The sequence below is a fragment of the Prevotella melaninogenica genome (genome assembly GCF_018128065.1).
In the GTDB taxonomy this organism is placed as follows: Bacteria; Bacteroidota; Bacteroidia; order Bacteroidales; family Bacteroidaceae; genus Prevotella.
On sequence record NZ_CP072359.1, the window covers coordinates 125,922 to 149,147 of the forward strand.

Genomic DNA, 23,226 nt, shown 5'->3' on the forward strand with positions numbered 1-23,226 from the left:
TTTGAATTATTAATAGTAAAATTTGTACTTATTTGTAGGCTGTACGTTTTTCGCCACCTCGCTCCCAAATAGACTGAGCTCCGTCGTAGCGACTAATAGCACCAAGGTCTGGCATTTGTCGTTTAGAGCCGCTACCTCCGTTCTTACCACTAAGGTTAGCAGTGCCATCATTGCGGGTCTTTTTACGAAGCTTTTCATCAATCTTTGCATTACGTCCTCGAACTTCGCCTTCATGTGCAGCTTCCTCAACGTTAGCATCGTGATTGATAGCTTTAGAAGCCATTTCAATACTCTCACGTGAGAACTTACCAAGAATTCCATCTTTCATGATGTTTACAAGGAACTCCATTACTTCGTCGACCTGCTCGTCACTCCATCCCTTTTCATCTTGAATCGCCTTAATCGTGGAAAGCGTCTCAGAAATATTTTTTTGATACTGCTCTTCAAAGTCTTTCTCTTTGGCAACACGTTCTGCATACTCTTGACTTGCTTTAGCAAGTTCTTCCTGCTTATCAGGGTCTTTCAACTCTTCTACAAAGTCGTCTCCGAACATACGTACCAATTCTATGGCAGGGTTGCCACCTTTACACCAGTTGGTGAGGAAAGAAGCACTGCGAGGATCACTTGTAAAAAGATCTGAGAAAGCCTTTTCACGCTCCTTATAGCCATTAATTTCCTTTTCGTATCCATCGTAGTCATCCCCGATTTGACCATATAAAGCCTCTTCGTCATCAAAGTTATGATCAGGATACTTCTTGCTCATCCTTTCTCTAAACTTATCACGATTACTCTTAACTGTTGGATTTTCAGCCATAATCTTATATCTCTAAATTTATGATGGTTGTTTTAATGCAAAAATAGGATACAATTATTATATAAATCGTTTAAGTTTTTACGTTCTTTTTTATAACTTTGGAACATAGATAAAACCGTTATGAAACATCGAGGTTCCACTATGGAGTATGCTGAAGAGCGCATGAACGATATAATGCGACTATATAATGAGCATATATCGTCATGCGAATATATCAGTATTCCACACATTTGCGAACAGATATCCAATATGCCTTCTCGGAGATTTTGGGTATCAGAAATTTGGGCAAGCAAAATAGTAATGGCTATAATAAAAGGTAAACACCCTTATTATAAGATGCGCCCTTTAAAACGTGAGATGTTTCATGAAATACACAAACGTGTTGTTGAACTTAAAACAAAGAACCCTCATTGGTCGATAAACAAGTGTTGTGAGATAGTTGTAGCACAGCCTGCTCCTAAATTCTATTTAAGTGCTGGCAGTATTAGAATTATGATATGCAAAGAGAGAAAGAAAAGATACGAAGAAAGAAAGAAAAGGTTACGTCATTGCTTTTAGCAGTAATAGTAATAGCTCTATCCTTATTAAAGCTTTCTGACTTGCACAAAGTCGGCATCTACGCAGGAGGTTCGTGGGTAGGAAGAGGTCTCTACCCTTTCTTTCATTCGGGTATCATACATGCTACCCTTAACGCTTGGTGTCTTATCAGTTTAGTTTTTATCTACAATATCAGATTGCAAAGGCTAATACTTGCTTATATTGTTGCCGTAACATTCCCAATAGAAACACTTTCTCAAGTCTTACCTATTTCTGCGTTACCAACTGTTGGACTATCTGGGATTGTGTTTTTTCTCTTCGGTTCTATTTCGTTAGAAGTACGTAGGAAATTGTACTATCAAGCATGGATGGTGTTCTATCTTATTATCGGCTTTGTATTCCCATACACAAATGGATGGCTCCATCTGTATTGTTATTTATGTGGTATATTATCATCTCTTCTTAACTATCCGATTGTAATATGCAGAAAGAAGTAATCAACATATTAAAAGAGAATGATAAACGTAATGCTGACGTTTACCAAAAGTTTGACCCTATCAGCGGTATAGGGTCTATTGGAGAACGTGTTGAAGTACATATAGATGGTTTCCCATTAGAAACACAGTATATTCCTGTTGAAATGCTTAGCATTCCATTGGTAAAACTGCTAATAAGCTGTGGAAGTATAATAAAATTCCTAACAGAAGAATTAGAAGTAGAATATTCTGAGGAAGATCGTCTTAAAGTTATAGAGCAATTTGTACGATTAAGGTGCCGCTATGACTTTGCTTTTTGGGCAGCATTGTATGTTTACATCAAAAACAAAGGTGGTGGAGACGATGTGTTATTTCGACTCACACGACCTCAAAGGAAGTTTGTAGAGCGACTTGAAAAGTTGCGCAAAGCCAACAAGCCTATACGAATAGTTCTACTAAAGGCACGACAATGGGGAGGTTCTACAACTTCTCAGCTATATATGGCATGGCTTCAGCTCATTCACAAGGTAGGTCTTAACTCGCTAATCATCGCTCACCAAGGTGCTGGTTCTGATGAAATCAAGGATATGTTTGACCGTATGATTAAAGCTTATCCTATAACTATGCTTTATAAACTGGGTGAAACCTACAATGAAAATGAATCTAAGTTAGTAGGTGTAGGACACTCTGGTTCTATTCATCGTGTACCACAACGTAACTGTAAAATAAAAATTGGAACAGCGGAACGTCCTGACTCTTGCCGTGGTGGAGATTACAACCTTGTACATCTTTCCGAGGTAGGACTATGGAAGACGACGGATGGTAAGAAGCCTGAGGATATTGTGCGCTCAGCTTGCTCTGGAATCTTACTGAAGCCGTATACAATGATTGTATATGAGAGTACGGCGAATGGTACTGGAAACTTCTTTCAGCGAGAATATGATGCGGCAAAACATGGTACTTCACAGTTTGAAGCAATGTTCGTTTCTTGGTTTGACATCGAACAGTACTCGCTATCTTTTGAGAATGAAGAAGAAAAGGCAGACTTTGCCGTATGGTTATGGAAGAACCGCAATAATAGTAATATCCTGTCAACTCGTGCCGAGAGCGGTAAGTATCTATGGTGGCTATGGGAACAGGGCGCAACATTAGAAGCAATCAATTGGTATGTGCAAGAGCGTGCTAAGTATAACGAACATGCTCCAATGGCATCAGAATATCCATCTGATGATGTTGAGGCTTTTGTACATTCGGGTGAACGTGTCTTCGATAAGTATAAAGTTGATGAGTTCAGAGCGTCATGCAAACCGCCTAAGTATATTGGAGATGTTTATGCAGATGGTGACTCTGGTAAAGATGCACTTAAAAATCTTCGCTTTGCAGAAGACACGCAAGGTTTACTATGGATTTGGGATTTGCCAGAGATTGATGACAAAGAGGTTGTTACAAATAGATATCTTACAATAGTTGATATTGGTGGGCGTTCGAAAAAAGCCGACTGGTCTGTTATATTAGTAATCGACCGTCTGTTTATGATAGACGGAGATAGACCTGAAGTTGTTGCACAATGGTACGGACATATTGATATGGATATACTTGCTTGGAAAGCTGCACAAATAGCAGCATTCTATGATAACTCATTACTTGTTATCGAGAGTAATACACTTGAGACACATGACAAGGAAAGACAAGTGGACGGAGATTTATCACACTTTATTCTTAATCAGATTAAAGATGTCTATCCAAATCTATATGCACGTAAACAGACAGAAGACGAGATTAGGGAAGGTCTACCTCGTAAGTATGGTTTTCACACCAACATTGCAACTAAGCCAATGATTATATCAACTTTGATTAAGGTTGTACGTGAACATTTATACATAGAACGTGACGAGCGCTGTTTAGATGAATATGTGGTTTATGAAAAAAAACAGAATGGAGCCTTTGGAGCTATTATAGGAAAGCATGATGATTTGTTAATGACACGTGCTATTGGGCTTCACATTTGCTTCTTTGAAATGCCCATACCAACTATTGTGCTACGTGTCAAGATGCGTATCCCCAAAAAGAAGAAAGCAGTATCAGCTGCAACAATATAAGTTTAATTTAATATATAATAAGATGATGAATGTTTTTAAAAAGTTGAAAGCTTACCTACGCTATCGTGAAGCGGTAAGAAAGGCAAATGAGGCACATGAGAGAACTGGTGAACGTTATTATGTCATGCCTGCTTCAGGTACAAAGAGAGCACTCCTTGTCATGGATAGATTTAACTTCCGTCGGCTAAAACACAAAGGCTATATCACCAATAAGGCTTTTGTTGCTGACCTTGAAAGAGAGTGCTTTTATGCAACCCCATATAGAAATGGGACAGCTGAGATGCCAGCCTCTGTTATTGAATTGAAGAAACAGCAGTATTACTCTTGGTGCAATGGGAAGATACAACATAAAACAAAGTCTTGAAGGCATTGCAACTCTTACCAATGACCCTTTAGCGGTAGAGAATATTCAAACGAACGTGAACAAGAAAAAGTAAAACAAAAGGCGTAGGGAAATCCTACGCCTTTTGTTATGCAGCTTGTAACGCTTGATATAGCTGGTCTACAGCTTGCATATTAGCTCCTTGTTGCGCTTTTTGTATAATCTGCGGTGAAACACCTTGAGGTAACTGTCCTTGCTGCATCTGTTCTTTTTGAGATTGTAGGCTTTGCAGTAGATCATCTGCAAATGGGAAGTCTCCATGTTCAAGCAGTTGTTCTACACTGATAGCTTGAGCTTGCCATAGTTGCATAAGGACATCATTAGCAAGTTGACGATATGCTGGTGTTGTTGTACTTTCGGTGATAGACAAGTCAAATTCAACATCTCTAATTTTCTTTGGGTCGTATTCAATTTGTGCTCCACTTTTTCCTGCAATATTAAACACACGTTTCCCATCATAGAATTGCTGTATATTCTTTACATCCTTGTAAGCTCCATCTATAACAAAATAGGAAAAACACTCTAACATATCAAGCAATGACATTGTAGAGTTCTGAACTTGCTGATTATACATTGATGCACTTTGTCCAGAGAAACCAGGCTTACCCTGTATAGCTCCATTCACACCTGATATGTCCTCAAAGAACTTAAGCTGTAAATTGAGTAATTCAGTAATGCCAATATTAGTAGAGTTATTCGCTACTTGATGTGGCATTTGTCCTGTCTTAGATGGTTTAAACACAATGACTCCGTTAAACTCCGCCCAACTTTCAGCAATATCTTCCATGCTAACACCATCAGGTAAACAATCTTCTGGCATCAACAAAACGCCCTTAGCACTCGCTCTCATTATCCAATCATATAGCGTAATGAGTCGGTTAGTATACCTCTGCTGGTCTATTACGTCACTAACAAACGAATGAATCTCACCATCTATGAATGGATAAGCTTTGAAGATATAAGGGTGACTTCCGTGTTCAAAAGGAGTCTCTCCTTCTTTAAGGATATGTCCAAATGGGGAAAGATAATAGAAGTACCAATAATCATCCATGAACCAAGTAGCTTTGATAAGTGGGACTTCTTCTGCTGGCATTCCTGAAGCCTCTGCCATTTGCATACGCTGCTCATTTACCGAAACGACATCCTTGTAATAATCTTCTTCATCTATTTTGTAAATATCGCCATTAAGATAGTCGTGGCAACGATAGCGCGGCTTCTGTTCCTTGCGCCAAACTTCTATAACACGACATCTTCCAGGCTCACTTGTGAAGAGGAAATCAAAATTGTCAAGTCTACTATAGCCAAACTTCTCTGCGTAGCTTGCTATATATTCTTTATCATCTGCCCATTTATAAATCTCCTTTAGTTTACGATAATCTTCTGGAGTTTCAGCAAACTGTTCACAGAGTTGTCCAAAGCTAATATCGTGCACCTCTCCCAAGCAACCAACATCCCAACCACGAAAATCACGCATATTGTTATCGATAAAGAAGTTATTGGGTTGAACATAATCCGTCCAGCAATCTTCCTTACCGTTACGCCATCCATAACTTTTGCGATGTACAATAAAACCTGATATCAAAAACTCTTCCATTGTACGTGCATATACCTCGCTCATTCTGTTAAGCTGCATATTACATTGCAGAATGGTAGACATTGTTTCTCCAAGTTTTTGTTCATCTCTATCTCGTGCTACACATGTAGGCTCTTTCGATTGTGAACGATATACACCAAGTACATTACGAACAAGCCTTCTGATAAGATTGTTCTTTAGCGGAACGTTACCTTGCTGCTTGATATACTCTTCCTCTGTCATCGTTTTGCCATCGACGCAAATCTTATCGTCCCATTGGTCTCCGTAGGTGTATCTCTTGTTCCTCTGTCTATCTTTTCGGAACTGATCCATTTCGTTCCAATAGTGTTGAGCTTCTATCAGCACGTCAAAAGCCCTACGCCTCTCAAAATTGTTTGCACGAAAAGCAACCGTATCCATTTCCCCATTTTTTGTATTTGGAGTAATACGGCTCATCGGTATCAGCTTCTCCTTTTTATTTGTAACAGTATGCATATTGAAATCCAATTTAATAGTGTAGGCAAAGATAAGCAATGCTTACACTATCATAAGTTTAACTATTTACGTGTCTTGTTCATTTCTTCAATCATCTCTTTTTTTAGTTCTGTAAGCTCTTTCTCAATTGAGAGATGTTCTGCTCCATCATTAGCTTCTTTCAACTCTTTATAGAGGGCATCAATATCCTTGCTATAGTCTTCGAAAATCTCATAACGAGCAAACTCTGGAGAATTATATAGAAAATCAATCTTATCAGCATAATCAAAGAGGCCTTTGTCGGTATCATTCTCATAATGCTTCATTCTTGCCTTTAAGACATCATGCTCTTCTTTAACACGCATATACTCATTGTTGATTGCACGTGCCTCTGTGCGCTCATCTCCATTCTTTAAGATTCGATTGAGAAGTAAGAAATCGCGTGGGTCATACTCCCTATCCCCGGCTATAGTCTCTGCGCTCTTAGAAAGTTTATCTATAGTGCCAGAAACACCACCAAAATATCCATTAAGGAGATATTCTATCTGCGCTGGATTGATATCAATAGACCCCTTAGTGTAAGCGTCTCCTCCTGTAGCCCCATTAAGCGTCTTAGCTATTCCAACAAGATATTTGTTAGCGCTCTTGTATGCTTTTGTCCACTCTGGCATGTACTTATTATAAGGAGTGTCTTTATAGATAGGCATACCTGTCCAACCCTTATTGCTATAGACTTCTGCAAATGGTTTAACAGCACTTGGCACAAATGCCTTAACACCGCCTCCACCTTCTAAGAAGTCAATAGGAAGAACCTGAGTTGCTTGTCCTGCTATCGCCTTACCTAACTCTGAGCCTGTGAAATGTTCCTTTCCACTCATAGCACTTACCATAAGTTCACCCATGCCATAGATTGCACGATACTCTACAGGCAATGGTATAGATACCCATTGGTCTCCTATCTTAAACAAGATATTGCTACGCCTTACATATTCAGGCAAGTTCCAATAACTATTTGCATCTGCATCATCATCTCCGTCTCCCATTCCTATGCCTGCAATTACAGCACCAAGTAAGAACATTATAGCTGAAGCTGTAAAAGCCTTAGTTGGATGTTTCTTAAACTGTCTGCCAAAGTTTGTTGTACCTTGTATTGCAGCATTCCAGAATACAAATCCGCTGCGTCCTATACCCGAAACAAAAGCACTGGCAGTACCGATTTTAGTCTGCCCAACTGCGTTCATAAATTTCGCACCACTACCTTTCTTATTGAAGTTTACAGATATTTCTTTTGCATCGTAAATAGAACGTTCTACGATTCTACCCATCTCACGTGACGTAAGGTAAGCTGCAAAGCGTGCGCAGTTCTCAACAGCACGATTATACTCATCAAGTTTTTCTCCAAGTAAATTAAAAGCCTTTGTAATACTTAACTTACCATTAGCACGCTTCAACTCTCTACGAATATCATTCTTATGCTGCTCGATATCTCTCACATTAGCATAGCCTGTTTCGCCACCATTCATCATAAACTGATAGAACATATGTTCCAGTTTATTATTCATATCAAGCGTTCCCTTTCTATGCTTTGCAAGGAGCAGTTTTAATTGTGCAGGGTTGCAACGTGCAATGTTTCTATGGAAACGTAATGCATAGTTTGGACTTTCTTTCACCCATACCATTGAATTTGCATACAGCATATCCCGAATAAAGTTAGACACAACGAAGTCAGGATTCCTTGTAGTATAGAACGCACTTAGTTGTCTATTAACCATCTCTCCAGCTTTGAGGATTGCACCAACAGCACCAGATGTATCATTGTCTGGGTTAGTCTGCCCATTGAGAGCTTGAGCAGCTCGTGGATTACCATTAAGAGTTAAAACATAATCTCTTCCTCCACGCTTAACAAGTACTTGATGCTGACGCAAGTCACGGCTATCGACAACTCTATAAGGAATATTTGCAGTTTCCTTTCCATGCTTATACTTGTCAGGAGCCTGCTCAGCAAGCTTTTTCATTTTATCTTCAAACTCTTTCAACTTCTGTTCAATATCCTCTGCGGAGTCGTTTTCCTCAAAGTTGTCAGGGAATACAGGTTTCCATTCGTCTGCCACATCATCATATTTTAACCACATGTCACTAATGCTAACGAGGTCGCTTGGATGATTGAGTACAAAGTTAAAGAAGCGCTGTTTAACAAGTTTGTTTCTATTTCCCTGCGTTATAGCACTTTCGGCCATACTTTGCATATTCGCAAAAGGGTCATCTGCTTTAGAAGAGCGTCCCTTAGCAACTTTGATTGGTGCATTGAAAGCGCTATTCTGATGCAAAAGGTATGCATATGCTTCCTCGCTCGTGGTTTCATCAAAGCCACGGAGTGGAATATAGTATTTGTACATATCGCTTATTTTCTCATAAGTATCCTTGTTCATCATCCCACACTCGTAACTTTTAGACAAGATAGCTGCATTTACTGTATTTACCTTATCCCACAAATTGGTAGTGTCATGGGTGTTCTCGTACTCTGATACCATTACTTCCGCATCTACTTCTGCCTCTGTTATATTATCTTTACCTGTTAATGCAGTAAGTCCTGCATAGTCGCGATATTCTGCAAGACCTGCACGTGCGTTCTTTTGAGCATCGCTTAACTTTTCGTTATTAAGGATATCTTCTATCGCACGCTTACGCATGACAGCATTACGTTCCAGACCATGCTTTGCCATCATGTAATCTACAAGTTCTGTACGTTCTTGTGCATTCTTGCAAATCTTAGAAACTTCTGCAAGCATTGGCTTAAACAAAAGATGCGCAAAAGCATCCGCCTCTGCTTTATTCACTGATGATAATCTGTTTTCGCCTAAGTAGGCATTTTCATAGCCATCAATGTCTTCAATGTTAACATTCTTTCCCTCTGCCTTAGTAATAGCATTCATAGCCTCTTTGAGAGCAAGCATGCTATCTTGTAAGGCTTCTTGCGTCTGGAACATAGCTCTATTAACACGCTGCTCGTACTTCTCTCTTGCATTAACTCGCTTTTTCTCTTCAGAATCATCTTCTCTATATAGAATCCCTCGTTCAGCTACATTAGAAGAATCAGTGTCCTGTAGCTCATAGTTCCCAACCTTTAATTCATTTTGCTTTGCTATGTCTTCAGCCTCACCTAATATGCTGCGATATCTATCTGGTTCTTTCATATTTTCATAGCTGCGCCATAGCAAATAACGAAGTTCGTTGTCACTTAACTCTGTAGCCGACCAGCCCTCAAAACCTATACTATGCAACATCTTTAGGAATAAACTTTTTATCTTATTCCATATTGTATAATGAACCCTCTCGAAGTCTGTTCGTTCTGCCAGTCCTGCAAGATACTCTTCTGTTGCTGTACGGAAATCCCAGTTGTTATTTGCCGCTTGACTTGTTATAATGCGTCTTATTTCTGGCTCTACATTCTGATATACGTTATCAAGGAATGTCTCAAAGTGTTCACCAAACAATTTCCTTAGTCCATAATGCGCTACAGCCTCATGTAGCAGAGTCTTCTCTACATCTTCTACACTTGCATGATTAGGGATAACGATGGTAATTTTTCCACTACTCTTAGAATAGAATCCTTTTGCCTTAGCTTTCTTGCCCTGCAAACCGTTACTATCTGTAACAGCTTCAATATTATTAAGGTGTAACCTGTCAGCAAGTTCGCTTATACGACTTATCATGCGCTGACGCTCCCTTTCCGCAAAAGCCTTGCGGTCTTCCTCGGTACGGCTGTTCTTACCAAGCATCTTTGCAACTGGGTCATTAATAAAGCTTAGCTCGTTGTCAGAGAATGAACCTTGCCCAGAACGCATAAGAGTTTCCTCGTCTTCAGAAATTTCTGAAAGTGAAGAGACCGCTTCAACGTGTTTATCCATCTCGGCATATTTCTTCTCCTTTTCTTCCATTTCTTTCTTCATCGCTTCTGTGTACTCTACATACTTTGCTTTAGCTTCTTCAAGTTCATTCTCGAATTCGAAAGGTTTACCTTCTCTTGAAAGGATATGTTCTAAGTCTGAGCGGTAGTGTGCAATATTTTGTTTTGCTCGCTCTACTCTCTCCTTGAAATCATTACCAGTTATAATATTATCGGCAATATCCTCTATTGCATTACGCATCAACGCCCCCTTTACAGGAACATCTTTGAGTCCAAGTTCCTTTTGAGAATAGGTCATTGTACGAACAGACTTAGCAAAGAGATTAACACCCTTAGAAGACATTTCTTTTGAAACCTCGGTATGAATTGTGAAAACAAGTCCATCAATGTCAACGTTAATGGTGCTGCCATAAGTAGCATTGGTTCCATTCTTAACTTTTTCGCTTTCTTCTTTAACCTTCTTGTTATGGTCTTTGAAGAAGTCCTCCATTCCTGCCACGCTATCATACTTATGTTTACCAACAATGATAGCTTTAAGTTTGCCATCAGGGTAGGTATTATTCACAAGTGAAAGGTTCTTCTCGTTCTCTTCCTTTTGAAGCTGAGCATTTTTGATAAGTCCATTAAGACGTGGCTTAGCATTGTGAATATAGGTTTGGTCTGCTTCCCACTGACGTTTGCGACTTTCATACTTACGGACATTCTTCTCTGCCTGATTCTTTAACATAGCGTACTCGCTTCCTGAAAGCTGTGCTACAGTATCTCCGAAAGCGTCTTCCTCTTCTTCAAGTATACGATTCTCCATACTGTTTGCCATGAGCTGTTTACCTTTCATTATACTTTCAGCAATAGCACCCTTAGTCTTTAGTCTTTGGTAAGCGGTAACATCAAGACTATCCTCTACACCAAAACGAAGCACACGAACAGGTTTGTTCATATCCTTATGAATATTTCCTTGTCGTAATATACGCCCGTTACGCTGCGTATAATCCATTGGTCTATTAGGCGCATCAATATGTATAAGTGTATGTAGACGTTCTTGTATATTCACACCTGTTCCGAGTGTAAACGTACTTCCTAAGATTACTCGGACCTCTCCACGATTGACCTTATCGAAGATTTCTAATTTCTTCTTAACGGTCATTCCCGACTTCATTACAACAATCTGTTTCTCTGGAACGCCCGCCTCTATAAGTTTCCTTCTAATATCTTCGTAAAGATTAAAGCCACTCGTCTTATTCTGATAATTATCTGCAAACAAAGCTACAGTACCATTGTAAGAAGCTGTTTCTTTGAGGGAGCGTAAAGTCTGACGCACAGCCTCATTGGTCTTACTATTAGGGTCGTCTTCTGCCGCTTCATCAACTAATCGTGCATCCACAGCTGCTGCCTTAGCTATCCCATACATGGTAAGCGGAATATGAGAATTCTCTTTTTTCTCCTTACCACTCATCTTGTCGTATGCCTCAAGTTCTGCCTTGACATATTTCATAATACCACGAAGTGCTGGTGTTTGAGGTAGATAAAGGTCTTGAGCCTTGTCCCCTTCCATCTTAGGAATTTTATCACTGACTTCACCAGCATCTTTTGTTCGAACCGTGTCAGACACACTTGACCAAATACGCACTAACTCTGGTAAATCAATATAGCCTGCAAAACGATTATTCTCCCTAAACTTTCCACTGGTAGTAAACTCAAGCATCTGCTGAATATTACCAAAGTTTCGCACAAAGTCGTCAAAGTAGTAGATACCATACTCTTTCATAGTTTCAGAAGGCATGAGATAACGCATAAACGTCCAAATCTCTGCTGCTGTATTACTAATAGGAGTACCAGTTGCAAAGATGACGTTACGTCCATGACTCTTTGATAACACGGCTTGCGTTTTTAAGAAAACACCCTGTGACTTTTTAGAATATGAAGGGTCAACACCATTGACACCACGCTGCATAGCTGTAGCAAAACCAAGATGTTTATACTCGTGCGCTTCATCGATAAGCAGAGCGTCAATTCCCATGTCATCGAAATTCTCTGTTTCATCCGTTCTACGCTCAAGCATCTCACGAGCCTTAACCTCCGTATTCTGTTTTGTAACTGCACGTTTCTTCTCTTCCTTTGCCGTTCGCTTCTCTGAAAGTGTATTGGTCAAATTTGCTAATTCTTCTTTCAGCTGCTCAACTTCTTTCTCCGCTTGACGAGTGATTAAATTACGACCTGACTTGTCTGCATCTTTCATCTTTGCCAAGACAGTCAACTTCTCTTCTATTTTATCCTGGATAAACGTCATCTGACGCTCTTCGCTATCAGGGATAAATTCAAAGGTTGATTGAGGAACAACAATCATATCCCAATCGTTGTAACGTATCTTCGCATAGAAGTTCTTTCTTCCTTCTGCATTGCGGTCACTATCCTCAAGCGTAAGAATCTTTGCATTTGGATATAGTTCTTTCGCACTTGCAACAAACTGACCTACTGTTGCATTTTGTACAACAATCATAGGTTTACGTGCTGTGCCAAGTCTGCGCATTTCCATTGCTGTGGAAATAAGCGTAAAAGTCTTACCAGTACCTACTTCATGTGCAAGCATTAACGGCTGCATTGTTCCACGTACAACCGCTTTTGCTTGATGTGGACGTAATGTAATGTTATGAGTAGCACCTCCGAAATGCTCTGGGATATATTCACTTGGTATATCTATAGGTACGTAATTATTGAAAAGGTCATTATAAACCTGCTCCATCTTATCAGACATCTCAGGATTACTCTGCATCTTATTGCGTGCCCAGTCCTTAAACTCCTGTCTTATTTCGTCTATACGGCTTGAGCACGCTTGTGTCGCTTCCTTGTCTGTAATAGTTTCTGTCGTACCATTATAAAGTTTACGTGTCGTTGAGACTGTAATAGTCTTATTTTGGATAGCCGCTTCTATAAGTTCATGTCCCATAACATGTTTACCCAACAAGTCGCTGTGTACGCCAAATGAACGATTTTTTTCATTGTCTGTCCAATGCGGCTCTTTCATAAACCATGTTCCGCCTGCTGCTGTAAACTTGACATCAACATCCGTTTTATCTTTAACATATTCCTCATAAAGTTCTGGTGCAATCCATGATGAGCCTAAGTTAAACTCTATAAGATGTGCAGGTATGCTATTAGGTACAACTTCTTTAAGAGCTTTGATATTACTGTTATACTCTCCATTCTCATTATTCTCCTCAGCTTGCTTCAACTTCTCTCTTACGTTGCCACTAAGATATTGGTATGACACCTCAACCTGTTTACTTACAGGATTCTCGAAACCTAATCCGTTTGCAATAATCTCATGCTTGATTTCTTCCTCTGTCTTCCCAAGCTGATGACTGATATATGGAATATCTATTTTCCCAAACTTATAAACGCTTACCACGATACCATCTTTTACATTCTTAGGCTGTGGTTCCACGCTCTTCTCTACAACACGCTTATTAAAAATGTCTGTCTTATGGAATGATTCTACACGCTTACCGTTTTTATCTGCCTTTTCCTCGTATTTTTCTAAAGAGAATACGTTAGGATAATCGACATCATTGCGTAAAAATGCTATAGAAGTATTCTTGTTGAGATGTCCATATGTGTCTACGAAAGAGTCGTATGCCTTATTCAGCTTATCAAGCAATGGTTTTAAGCCTTCATCGGTTTCGTTTTCTGTCTGATACTTCAAGACATCAGCGAGCGCCTGCTTAATTTCAGTATAAGCGTTAAAGCATTCTTCTTTTGTATGCCCCTTAACTTTATTCGTGTTAAGATTAAGTGGTACTGCTTGGCCCAGTTGAGCCACGCAGAGTTGGCCATCCTTATTTACAAGCATACTTCCCTCTTTGATATCACTGCCAAGCTCTTCATACACATTCACTGGCTGCCCCTCTTGCTTTGTTGACACAGCCTCATCTTTCATCTTTGTAAAAGATTGAACGAAGTTTGATAACAACTTATCTTGCGACTTGTCATTAGTAGGATAAAGTCCCTTTGAGGTAGCACGATATTTGTCGCCATGCTCAAAAGCGAACTCCATCTTACCTGCCATCATTTCTGGGTGTTCAATGAAGTATTTATTGTAATCCATCGAAAGATGTTTAACAACTGGAATATCTACACCCTTAACACGTTTTGTTTCTCCAGTATCAAATTCCACCGAACGTTCACCTGTAACAGTGCTTACATCTATTGCATTTGGCGAAACTTGACCATTAACACGCTTACGAATAACAATGATATCTGATGTAACACCAGTGCCACCGAATGTTTTATTATTCAATCGGAAAGCACCAACAACATCTGCATTACCTTCACTTACAAGCCAGTCACGCAATTTCTGTGACCTGTCAAGTGTACCATTTGAAGATATAAAGATACCGATACCACCCTCACGCAGTTTACGTACATTCTTAGCAATACAGAAATCATGAATATTGTGGAACTTCTTAGAAAGGTCGCCATCTCCTGTCGTGTCGTTTACACGAAGACCTGTAACAAAAGGAACATTGGTAATTGCAAGATCTACACTTCCATTCGGTACTCGCGTCTCTTCAAAGCCTTGTATGTTGACATTAGCTTCAGGATATAGTAAGGAAAGAATATTGCCAGACGTTCCGTCTATCTCTACAGCTTGAATATGACTATTGTCGCTTATATCCATTGGCATAAGTCCAAGAATATTACCGATACCTGCAGAGCCTTCAAGAATATTGCCACCCTTAAAGCCCAGCTGCTTTGCAATGTCCCACAATGTGTCTATAACGTACGCTGGTGTGTAATAAGCACTATTAGCACTCATCACGGCTTGTTCGTAGGCCTCTGCGCCTAACAAACTCTGTAGGCGAGCAGGAATAGAATCTTTGCTCCAGCTGTATGAAGATTGGTTAAAGGCTTTGCCTAAACCTCCCCATCCACTAAACTTTCTGAGAACAGACATTTGTTCGGGAGTTGCTTTTTCGCCACTCTCGACAAGTTCATTTGCCAACTCAATAGCTTTGATATTGGCTTCAATACGAGCGTCAACGGTTGTAGGCGCATAGTCTGCTCCACGCTCAGCATGATTATTAGAAACGTTTAATCTCGATAAGCGTCCAGAGGGTCGTTCAGTGCTGCTGCGCACTTCTGCTGTTCTGCTCTGTACTCGGCTATCTCCTTGTCGCTCAGACCTGCGTTCTTCAGTATTTTTGTCCAGTTCTCTTTCGTTAACTGACCTGCTGCCAGAAGATTCTCGTTGCGAAACTTCATCATTGCCTTTTCGATTTTCTGTTCGAGTTCTTGGGTTATCTTCATTCTCTTTTAATTTAGATTCATTTTCATTGAAGAAGCCACCAAACAAATCACCTGTGGTAGGCTGCTCCAAAGATACATCTTTTTTCTTTGAGTTGTTCTTTTTTATTGGCTTTTCTTTCTCTGCACTTACTTTTTCCTCTTTTGCAGTAATTGCTTTATTTGAGCTGACAATATCCTCATCCGAGTTTTTGTCTTGATTTTCAGAGTCTTCATTATTTATAATATCCTTGCGCATGATTTCTTCTGAATTTTGCGCATAATTTTTCTCTGATTGTGTGTTAAAAATCGCATCAGCAAAAGCATGTGCTTCTTCTGCTGTATTAAATACAAAGCCATTAACACCACGGAAAGAAGAGTAATAACCGTTATGTTCTTTTGCCACCTGCTTACGCTGGGTGTAAACTTCCTTGTCTGTGCGTTCCTTACCACGTACAACCCAGATATCAACATCTTTCTTGTTGTTGTGCTGCTTGGTAATAGAATACGCGTCGTTGTCTACATCTTCTAACTCATTAGTATTACTCTGTTCTTGCTTTGCATTAAATTCAACTATTGCCTCGTTGTTAATCTGCTCAGCTGTTTCAATAGCGGAAGGTGTTAACTGCTCGCCCTCATTGCCTATTGTAGCAATGTCAAAACGACTCACTTCTTCATAGGGGGTCATTTCGTTTGATAACTCTACCATCTCTGGTAAATCTCTTGCACCATTATAGAATGCTTTGAGGTATGGACGAATAGCATCTCCGAGGTCAGAAATCATTTCCTTTGCATAGGCTCCAAAGGCACGTGCGCCATTCTCTATATGATACACTGCCATTTCTGCACCGATAGCTAACATCTCAGGGTCTACACCTAAATTAAGCTGACCCAACTTAGAGCGCATACGCTTCTTTAATTCTTCGTAGCGTTCATTAGATACAAGACGCTTGCTGCCTTTATCATCAATAGGATGTTGTACATTTACATCTCCTTCTGTTTTAACAGAAGAATATTCTGCAAACGGTTTTGTCTTGCGTTTACTGCTATCAATCCACTTCTTGAATTCTTCCTTGCTAACTTCTGTAATGTTGCCCAATCCTTGCCATCCCTCTTCATAATTAGAAAGATATGCTTTCCTTGCGCTTTCCATGTCAGAGAATCCGTACATTACCTTATGCTCATCGAAAGAACCATCTTTATTTACTTGGTCTATAACAAAGACATTGCCCTCTGTTGGGTTATCTGACAAAAATATGTCGATATGATCACCATCAACGCTTTCCGTGCCTCGAATGTATCCGTAGGTGTTATGCATCTCGGTTTTCCATTCCTTGCCATTTGCATCCTTACCACGACGAACACTGCCCTTAGGCTGTTCAATAGTGACATTGAAGCCATCTACCTTAATATGACCTTTCTTGTAGTTACCAGCTTCTTTCTGTGCTTCAGTCGGATTGGTGTCAACCTTTGCCTCCTCTTTTTTGCGTGTACGTTTAGCTTTATCTTCTGCCGCTACACGTTCAGCCATTGCAAACAAATCTTCACTGACAGCATCTTTTTTAGCAGATTTTTCCGATTTTTTTTGCTTTGTATCAGATTGTTTGCTATCTTTGCCAGCAGAAGAAGTGTTTTGAGGAGTTATTACCGAGCCCTTTGTCTCGCCCTCGGCTTTATCAGGGTGAACATAGTCCAAACCTTGCTTCTCAGCCGAAGAAGTAGTCGCATCTTTCGGAGTGCGCCAAATAACACTACCCTCCATCAAAAGCCGTAATATTCTGTTACGGCTTTTTTCTTGATTGGAAACAACGACTTCTTTCCCATCAACACTAACAGTTATCGATGTGAAATAGTAATAACGTGTTCCGTCAGACTTCCTGAAAGACTTTATAAAGATGAAAGAAGATGGTCGTTCTGTATGTGTTCCCTCCTTTGCTTTACTATTTTCTTCTACAATGGCATCTGGATATTCCAACGTTGGTTTTAACATTCCCAATTTGCCATTACGACCTGCTCGCATAAGTTTTGCAAATTGGTTCTCGCCCATTTTAACGTCACCAATAGGGGTGGAAACTATGCCATCTTCTCCAAATTCTTTATCCCAATTTTCTATTGTTAACGGAATTTCTTGTGCTACATCTGCACCCAATTCCATTTGAGCTATAAAATCAGCAGCCTCCTTTTTCGTTAAATGTGAGTTTTCTGCTGCAACCTCTTCTTGGCTGCCTCCACTGCTTTGTCCACTTCCGCTTCTTCCAGTATCTCCTTCAGTTCCTCCTTTATTGGTTTCTGCCCCATCGATATTCTCACTTCGTCCTCTTGGCGTAGCATCTCCATTGCTTCCTGCTCTCCCTTCTTGGCTTGCTGAACTATCGCCAGCCAAAACATTGCTTCTTTGTTGTCCATTATGTTCTATATTTAATGTTTCTTTGATTGCCTGCACAAGCGAACGTGGTGTATTATCAGGCTGCTCGAACAGAGTTTCTTCCTGTGTGCCTTGTATAAGGTCATACAATCTATTGAAAGTACCCTGTATGAGTGACTGATTGTCACCTTTGTACATAGTCGCAAGCAATAATGCAAAGTTATTATATTTTTCAGCAGGAAGATAACTTTCTCCTGTAACATCGTCGAAAGCAAGTTGTCTTCTCCATGCCTCAACAGCTATACGTGCATCTTTATGATTCTTAGCATTCATAAACATGCTATCATGTGACAGAGCATAATATGCCATGATAGAGTCCTGAATATCCTCTATCATACGTTCGCTTTGTGGACTATCATAATCACGATAAGCCGTTGCAAGAATTGCTTTCTGTGCTTTTGCTGGTAGTGCATTAAACATCTCCTCAAGCTGTGTATTACCACCCTCGAAGATACTCTGATACATAATACCCTTGATATCATTCTTCGCTTCTGCAGTAATATTGCCTTTGCTATCAAATGCACTCTTATACTGTGTTGGACTAATTACTCCATTAGTATTTAGCCATTTCAAAGCGTCAATACCATTGCTATCAACAAGCTCTGCAAAAGAGATATTCTCGTCATTAGCTCGCAAAAGAATGTTTGCAAAGTTCTTCATCTTGTCACCAAGTTTCTTAGCAACATTCTTAGGCTTGATACGTTCTGTACCTCCACTTTCTGTATCACTTGCGACGAACTGACCTAATGAAATAGCTTCATCATCGTTCACATCGAGCATATTAACAAGTATGGGCTTATCCATTGCTGCAATGTCTTCTGCTCTTAGACCAAATGTTTCTGCATTATCAATGAGATACTTTTTGTACTTATCGCCTTGTTCCTGCTGATTGTTCCACATTTCACGAAGTGCAGCACTTCTATTATTACCTTGAATAACCTCTCCACGACTGTTCACTGTTGGTGCACCTGTATAAGCTGTAACAGACGATGTAATTTCTTCTGGGCGAATGTTTGCTGCAATCTTACGTGCTGCACCTACGCTTGCATCGTCTTTACGCTCTTTTGGTTGTGCCTCGTCGATAAAGTGCTGTGGATTTCGTTGCCCATTCTTATGACTTGGTTGTAACTGATTAGCTTCAATGATTGCAACGTGTCCTGTTGGAATGTTATCATCATCAAATTTAACCTGCACTTCTTTACCTATCGTTGCGTCAATAGGCTCTTGTCTGTCTACCTTATCCCCATTGACACGCCTGTAACCTCTTGCTCGTGCATCTGGAGCCTTATCTTCTATAAAATCGGGTACGCCATTAAGAGTTTCACGCTTGATGCGTTCCGCTTCTTCTTGCTCTGCACGTGCTTTTTCTTCCTCCTCTTTACGTACACGTGTCATTTCGTCAGCTTTGCGCTGTTCCTCTGCTTGTATAGCGGCTTCACGCATACGATTAACAGCTGCAATCTTCCTCCAATGTGCAAGTGTTTCCTTAGCCTGTTCAATAACTGCAGCACGTTCTTTCTCCGCTGCAATCTTCTCTGCAATACTACCACCACTCTTTGTTTTGGTCTTTTCAGCCTTTTTTACACCAGCTTCCAAATCAGACACCATATCATCGGCAACAGTCTGTGCCATACTCGTGTCACCTTCCGTCTGCTCTACAATAGCATCCCATGCTGTCTCGGGGTCTGTCTGCTCATAAAGAGGCTGTCCAGATTCGTCTTTAGGAATGCGTTCCAAAGCTGTTGTTTGCTGTTGTGGGGCTTTCGCTTCTACCACTTCTACCGCTTCCTCTGTTTCTTCTTGCTGCTGAGGTTGCTGAATTGTTGCATCTTCCGAATCCTCTGCAGGCGCTTTTGTCAGCAAATCAAGTTCTTCAGCACTAAACAGATTTACTTTCTTTCCATTAATAGGCTGCTCTGTATAGACTTCAAACTTACCATCTTCATTCTCAGGGGCAGTTATACTTCCACGAACAATATTTCCATTCTCATCCGTGAACGTAACCTCATCGTTTATATTGTAAGTGTTATTAGAGCTGTTAGTTGGCGCATGCTCTACAACCTGCGTTGCTGCAACTGCTGCTCGACGTGCCTCATCAACCTGCTGCTGAACTTGTGCTTTTGGTAAGAGGGTTGGCTGCTGAGCTCCATCAATATCAACAAGCACCATTTCAGGATTAACCTGTCCTGTCTTCTCATCTATTGCATCACCAATTATAGACAAAGAGTGTTGCGTGCCGTCTTCTTTGTCAATAATTGGATAGGTGTCGCCTTGCTTGAACTCTAATTTACCATCAATCTTGTCAGCCTGCTGCTGTGCAAATGTCTGCCGAATATTGTCCGCTGCAGCTTCTTTTTCTTCTTTTGGATTAATAGGTGCATCCACCTTGAAGATTGCAGAAGGGTCTGCCGTTTCAAGTTCTCCGGTATCGGCATCACGTAATACAACAAAATCATCAGAGTGTTCATGATCAACACCGCTACCATCGGGGAGCATTACAACGTTACCATTGACAATATACACTTGTCTATCATCCACTTTCATAGTTGCTGGATGAATAGCACCAGTATCAAGGTTTGTACGCTGGTCTACCTCAAGGTTACTTTCATGTACTTTTGTGTCAATATCATCTTTCACACGCTGAATCATACCATTATAGGCTGCACGTGCATTGGCATAGTCGGTAAATGCCTGTAGCTGTTCGTCGTTAAACTCATCACTATGCTTCATATAAGCTAAAGTTGACGCACCGCCATCTTTACCTATCATACTTTCAAGGGTGTCTTCATCCCAACCAGTAGTTTTTGTCGCTTGTTTCTTCGCCTCGTCATAAAGAATAGCTGTATTGTTGAGTTCCTTTTCGTCTTGCAAGTTGTAGCCCATACTGTAGGCTTCATCCATAGCATTAAACTGCCCCTCCAACTTATTCTTTGTGTCTTGTGCATTTACACCATGCACTACAGCCGTGCGATATTGATATTGTAAGGCTGCAACCTTTTGAGTATTTGACAAAGATTTATCATTGCCAATTTTTTCCATTACGCTACCTATCTGCTTTTCATCAGCATTATCAATAGCATCCTTATATTCATCCCAACGCTCACCAAAAACAGAACGTGCTTGTGCATCAGCTTTACGCTGCTCATGTGGTGCCTTGTAGCGTTCTCTTGCATAACCTGCTGTGTTAACTCCGCTCATTATACCACTCATCAGAGCTACACTATAGAACGTATCAAGATTAATCTTTGGATTGAACACTCCAGTGTGTGGGTCTGTGTCAAGTGTCATATCTCCATTGGTAACAGCATTGTAGAAATTATTAGCAACTTCCTCGAAGTATTCTCCAGCCATTCCGTTCCACTTGGTTTTCTCTTGGAAATTTTTCCAGGTCTTCGCCCAATTAGATGAACTCATGTGTTCAAAAGCATCAACGACCTTTCCTAAGCCAACCTTACGCATGCCACGACCAATAGCCGCATTTACTTTACCCACTCCAGGTAGATATTCGCCCCACATTTCAGAGATATTCTCAGCGTACTGACCATTGATAGCCTTAGCGAGTGCCTTTACATCACTATATTCCTTGTTTTGGAAGATGTAACCACCCTTACCATCCGATTGTACATCACCTGTTTTTCGATTGAGATAATCGCCTACAATCTTTGTTGGGCTATACATACCTGTAACCACGCCAGCTTCCACAGCATCCATTCCCACACGTGTTGCACCCTTAGCAAGACCTGTAACAGCTTTTGCTATTGCTCCTTTACCAAACTTCTGCAGTGCTCTTTTTGCAACAGTCTTAGCAACACTTGCAGCAGCTTCTTTGCCTACCCCAGAGGCAGGATTTGTAGCCATTTGCGCCATAAATCCAATAGTACCAACAAGGTTCTGACCTGCCCCAAATGCACCGCCAAGCTTATCAGAGGCTTCTAATTGTACGTTATTAGCAATAGCTGCAGCATCAAGAAGCATCTTATCTTTATCAGTTGCTTTCCCTTCTTCGTAATTCTTTGCTGCACGATAGAGATTAGCAGCGTTAAATGTATCAGTTATGCCAAAATCATACGTTGACGGGTCTGTCAAGCCTGCCATGATACCACCATATAGACGACTTAGAGTTCCTGCATCCCCATACCTGTCTGCATTATTCTTCGCAACCGCAGCTTTCGATAGTATTCCAAGTGTCGACAACCCTGCTTTTGCTTCTTCTGGAACATACTGAAGGGCATTCCCTCGATTACTAAATCCCTCAAGCGCATCACTGACTGCTCCCAAGAAAGGATGTTCCTTTCTGAAAGCCTCTTTCTTTTTATACTCTTCGTTAAAGGCATCATCTACACTCTCAACAGCATCTTTGTAGAGATTATCAACCTTATCTTTCTCACGTTGCGCCTCGATACCTGTCTGTATACTATCTCCGTATGCTTTTGCACGCGCTTCATCTGACGTAACTCCCACAAGTGGCTCTCCTGCATCATTTGTAACGATGTTTCCATGTTCGTCACGTGCTACTGTTGGAGCAAACATTGAATGAACTACATCTCCATTTTCATCGTATGTTAATCCAGCGTCAACAGGGTTACGTAATTCTTTCCCTGTTGCCTGCATGTAATCAATCTCGTCTTTCTTCTGCTGCATAGCCTGCTGCATACCCAACTCCTTTGCCGCTTTCTTATCACCATGTACAGCATCATCAAAGGCTTTAACGATTGTCGGTTTACCAAAACGATTTTGCTCACGCTCTACACGCTTAGCTTTAGCTTCGTTACCTAACTGAACAGCACGCTGTACATGTGGATTTGATGGAGTAGCACTACGCTTTGCCTGCTCTCCAAGAACTTCGGTGCGATGTCCTTCTGAAAGATTATAACCTACAGGCTTAGGCTTTAAGAAATCAGCTCCTTTGGAAAATGAGTCTGACAAAAGCGGCTTACTAACTTGCGGTGTGCTCTGTTGAGGGTGTACCCTTGGGCTTGTAGCAGGTTTTGCTGTTGGAGTAGGTGTAGCTTTTGGTGCCGTCTGCTTCTGAATAGGCGTATGCTCAAGCGAGAAAGCATGAAGTCCTTGCTTTCTCGCATTATCGAAATGCTGTAAAGGAATGTCATAATCTCCCTTCTGCGCATCACGCATACGGATTGTAGCACCCTTATATGCATCTGCATACGACTGAATACCGTACTTATCGACATTTTCCTTAGAAACCTGATGTTCTTTGCCATCGGCTGTTGTGATAGTGTATGTTATCTTATTTGGCAT

6 protein-coding genes are annotated in these 23,226 nt (G+C 40.6%); 3 read left to right on the forward strand and 3 right to left on the reverse strand.

What is annotated here, in order from left to right; genetic code table 11:
* Positions 1 to 28 precede the first annotated feature (28 nt).
* On the reverse strand, positions 29 to 814 hold the full coding sequence (locus J5A56_RS00665; protein ID WP_021671389.1) for a hypothetical protein: 786 nt from the start codon (positions 812 to 814) through the stop codon (positions 29 to 31).
* 497 nt (positions 815 to 1,311) lie between these two features.
* On the opposite strand from J5A56_RS00665, the gene J5A56_RS00670 reads away from it, so the two are divergent.
* The 3 genes from J5A56_RS00670 to J5A56_RS00680 are packed head-to-tail and all read left to right on the forward strand — an operon-like array spanning position 1,312 to position 4,290.
* Positions 1,312 to 1,848 carry a rhomboid family intramembrane serine protease gene (locus tag J5A56_RS00670; RefSeq protein WP_081691271.1) on the forward strand — a complete coding sequence of 179 codons (537 nt, stop codon included), beginning with the start codon at positions 1,312 to 1,314 and terminating at the stop codon, positions 1,846 to 1,848.
* Positions 1,833 to 3,926, forward strand: coding sequence for a hypothetical protein (locus J5A56_RS00675; protein ID WP_021671391.1), 2,094 nt, complete (start codon positions 1,833 to 1,835; stop codon positions 3,924 to 3,926). The genes J5A56_RS00670 and J5A56_RS00675 overlap by 16 nt, the downstream gene beginning before the upstream one ends.
* A gap of 22 nt (positions 3,927 to 3,948) precedes the next feature.
* Positions 3,949 to 4,290, forward strand: a complete 342-nt coding sequence (locus J5A56_RS00680) for a hypothetical protein (RefSeq protein ID WP_021671392.1) — start codon at positions 3,949 to 3,951, stop codon at positions 4,288 to 4,290.
* Positions 4,291 to 4,396: 106 nt separating this feature from the next.
* On the opposite strand, the gene J5A56_RS00685 is transcribed toward J5A56_RS00680, so the two are convergent.
* A complete protein-coding gene (locus J5A56_RS00685) occupies positions 4,397 to 6,376 on the reverse strand; it encodes a hypothetical protein (RefSeq protein ID WP_021671393.1) in 1,980 nt (659 codons plus the stop codon).
* 62 nt (positions 6,377 to 6,438) lie between these two features.
* Positions 6,439 to 23,226 carry an LPD38 domain-containing protein gene (locus J5A56_RS00690; RefSeq protein WP_021671394.1) on the reverse strand — a complete coding sequence of 5,596 codons (16,788 nt, stop codon included), beginning with the start codon at positions 23,224 to 23,226 and terminating at the stop codon, positions 6,439 to 6,441.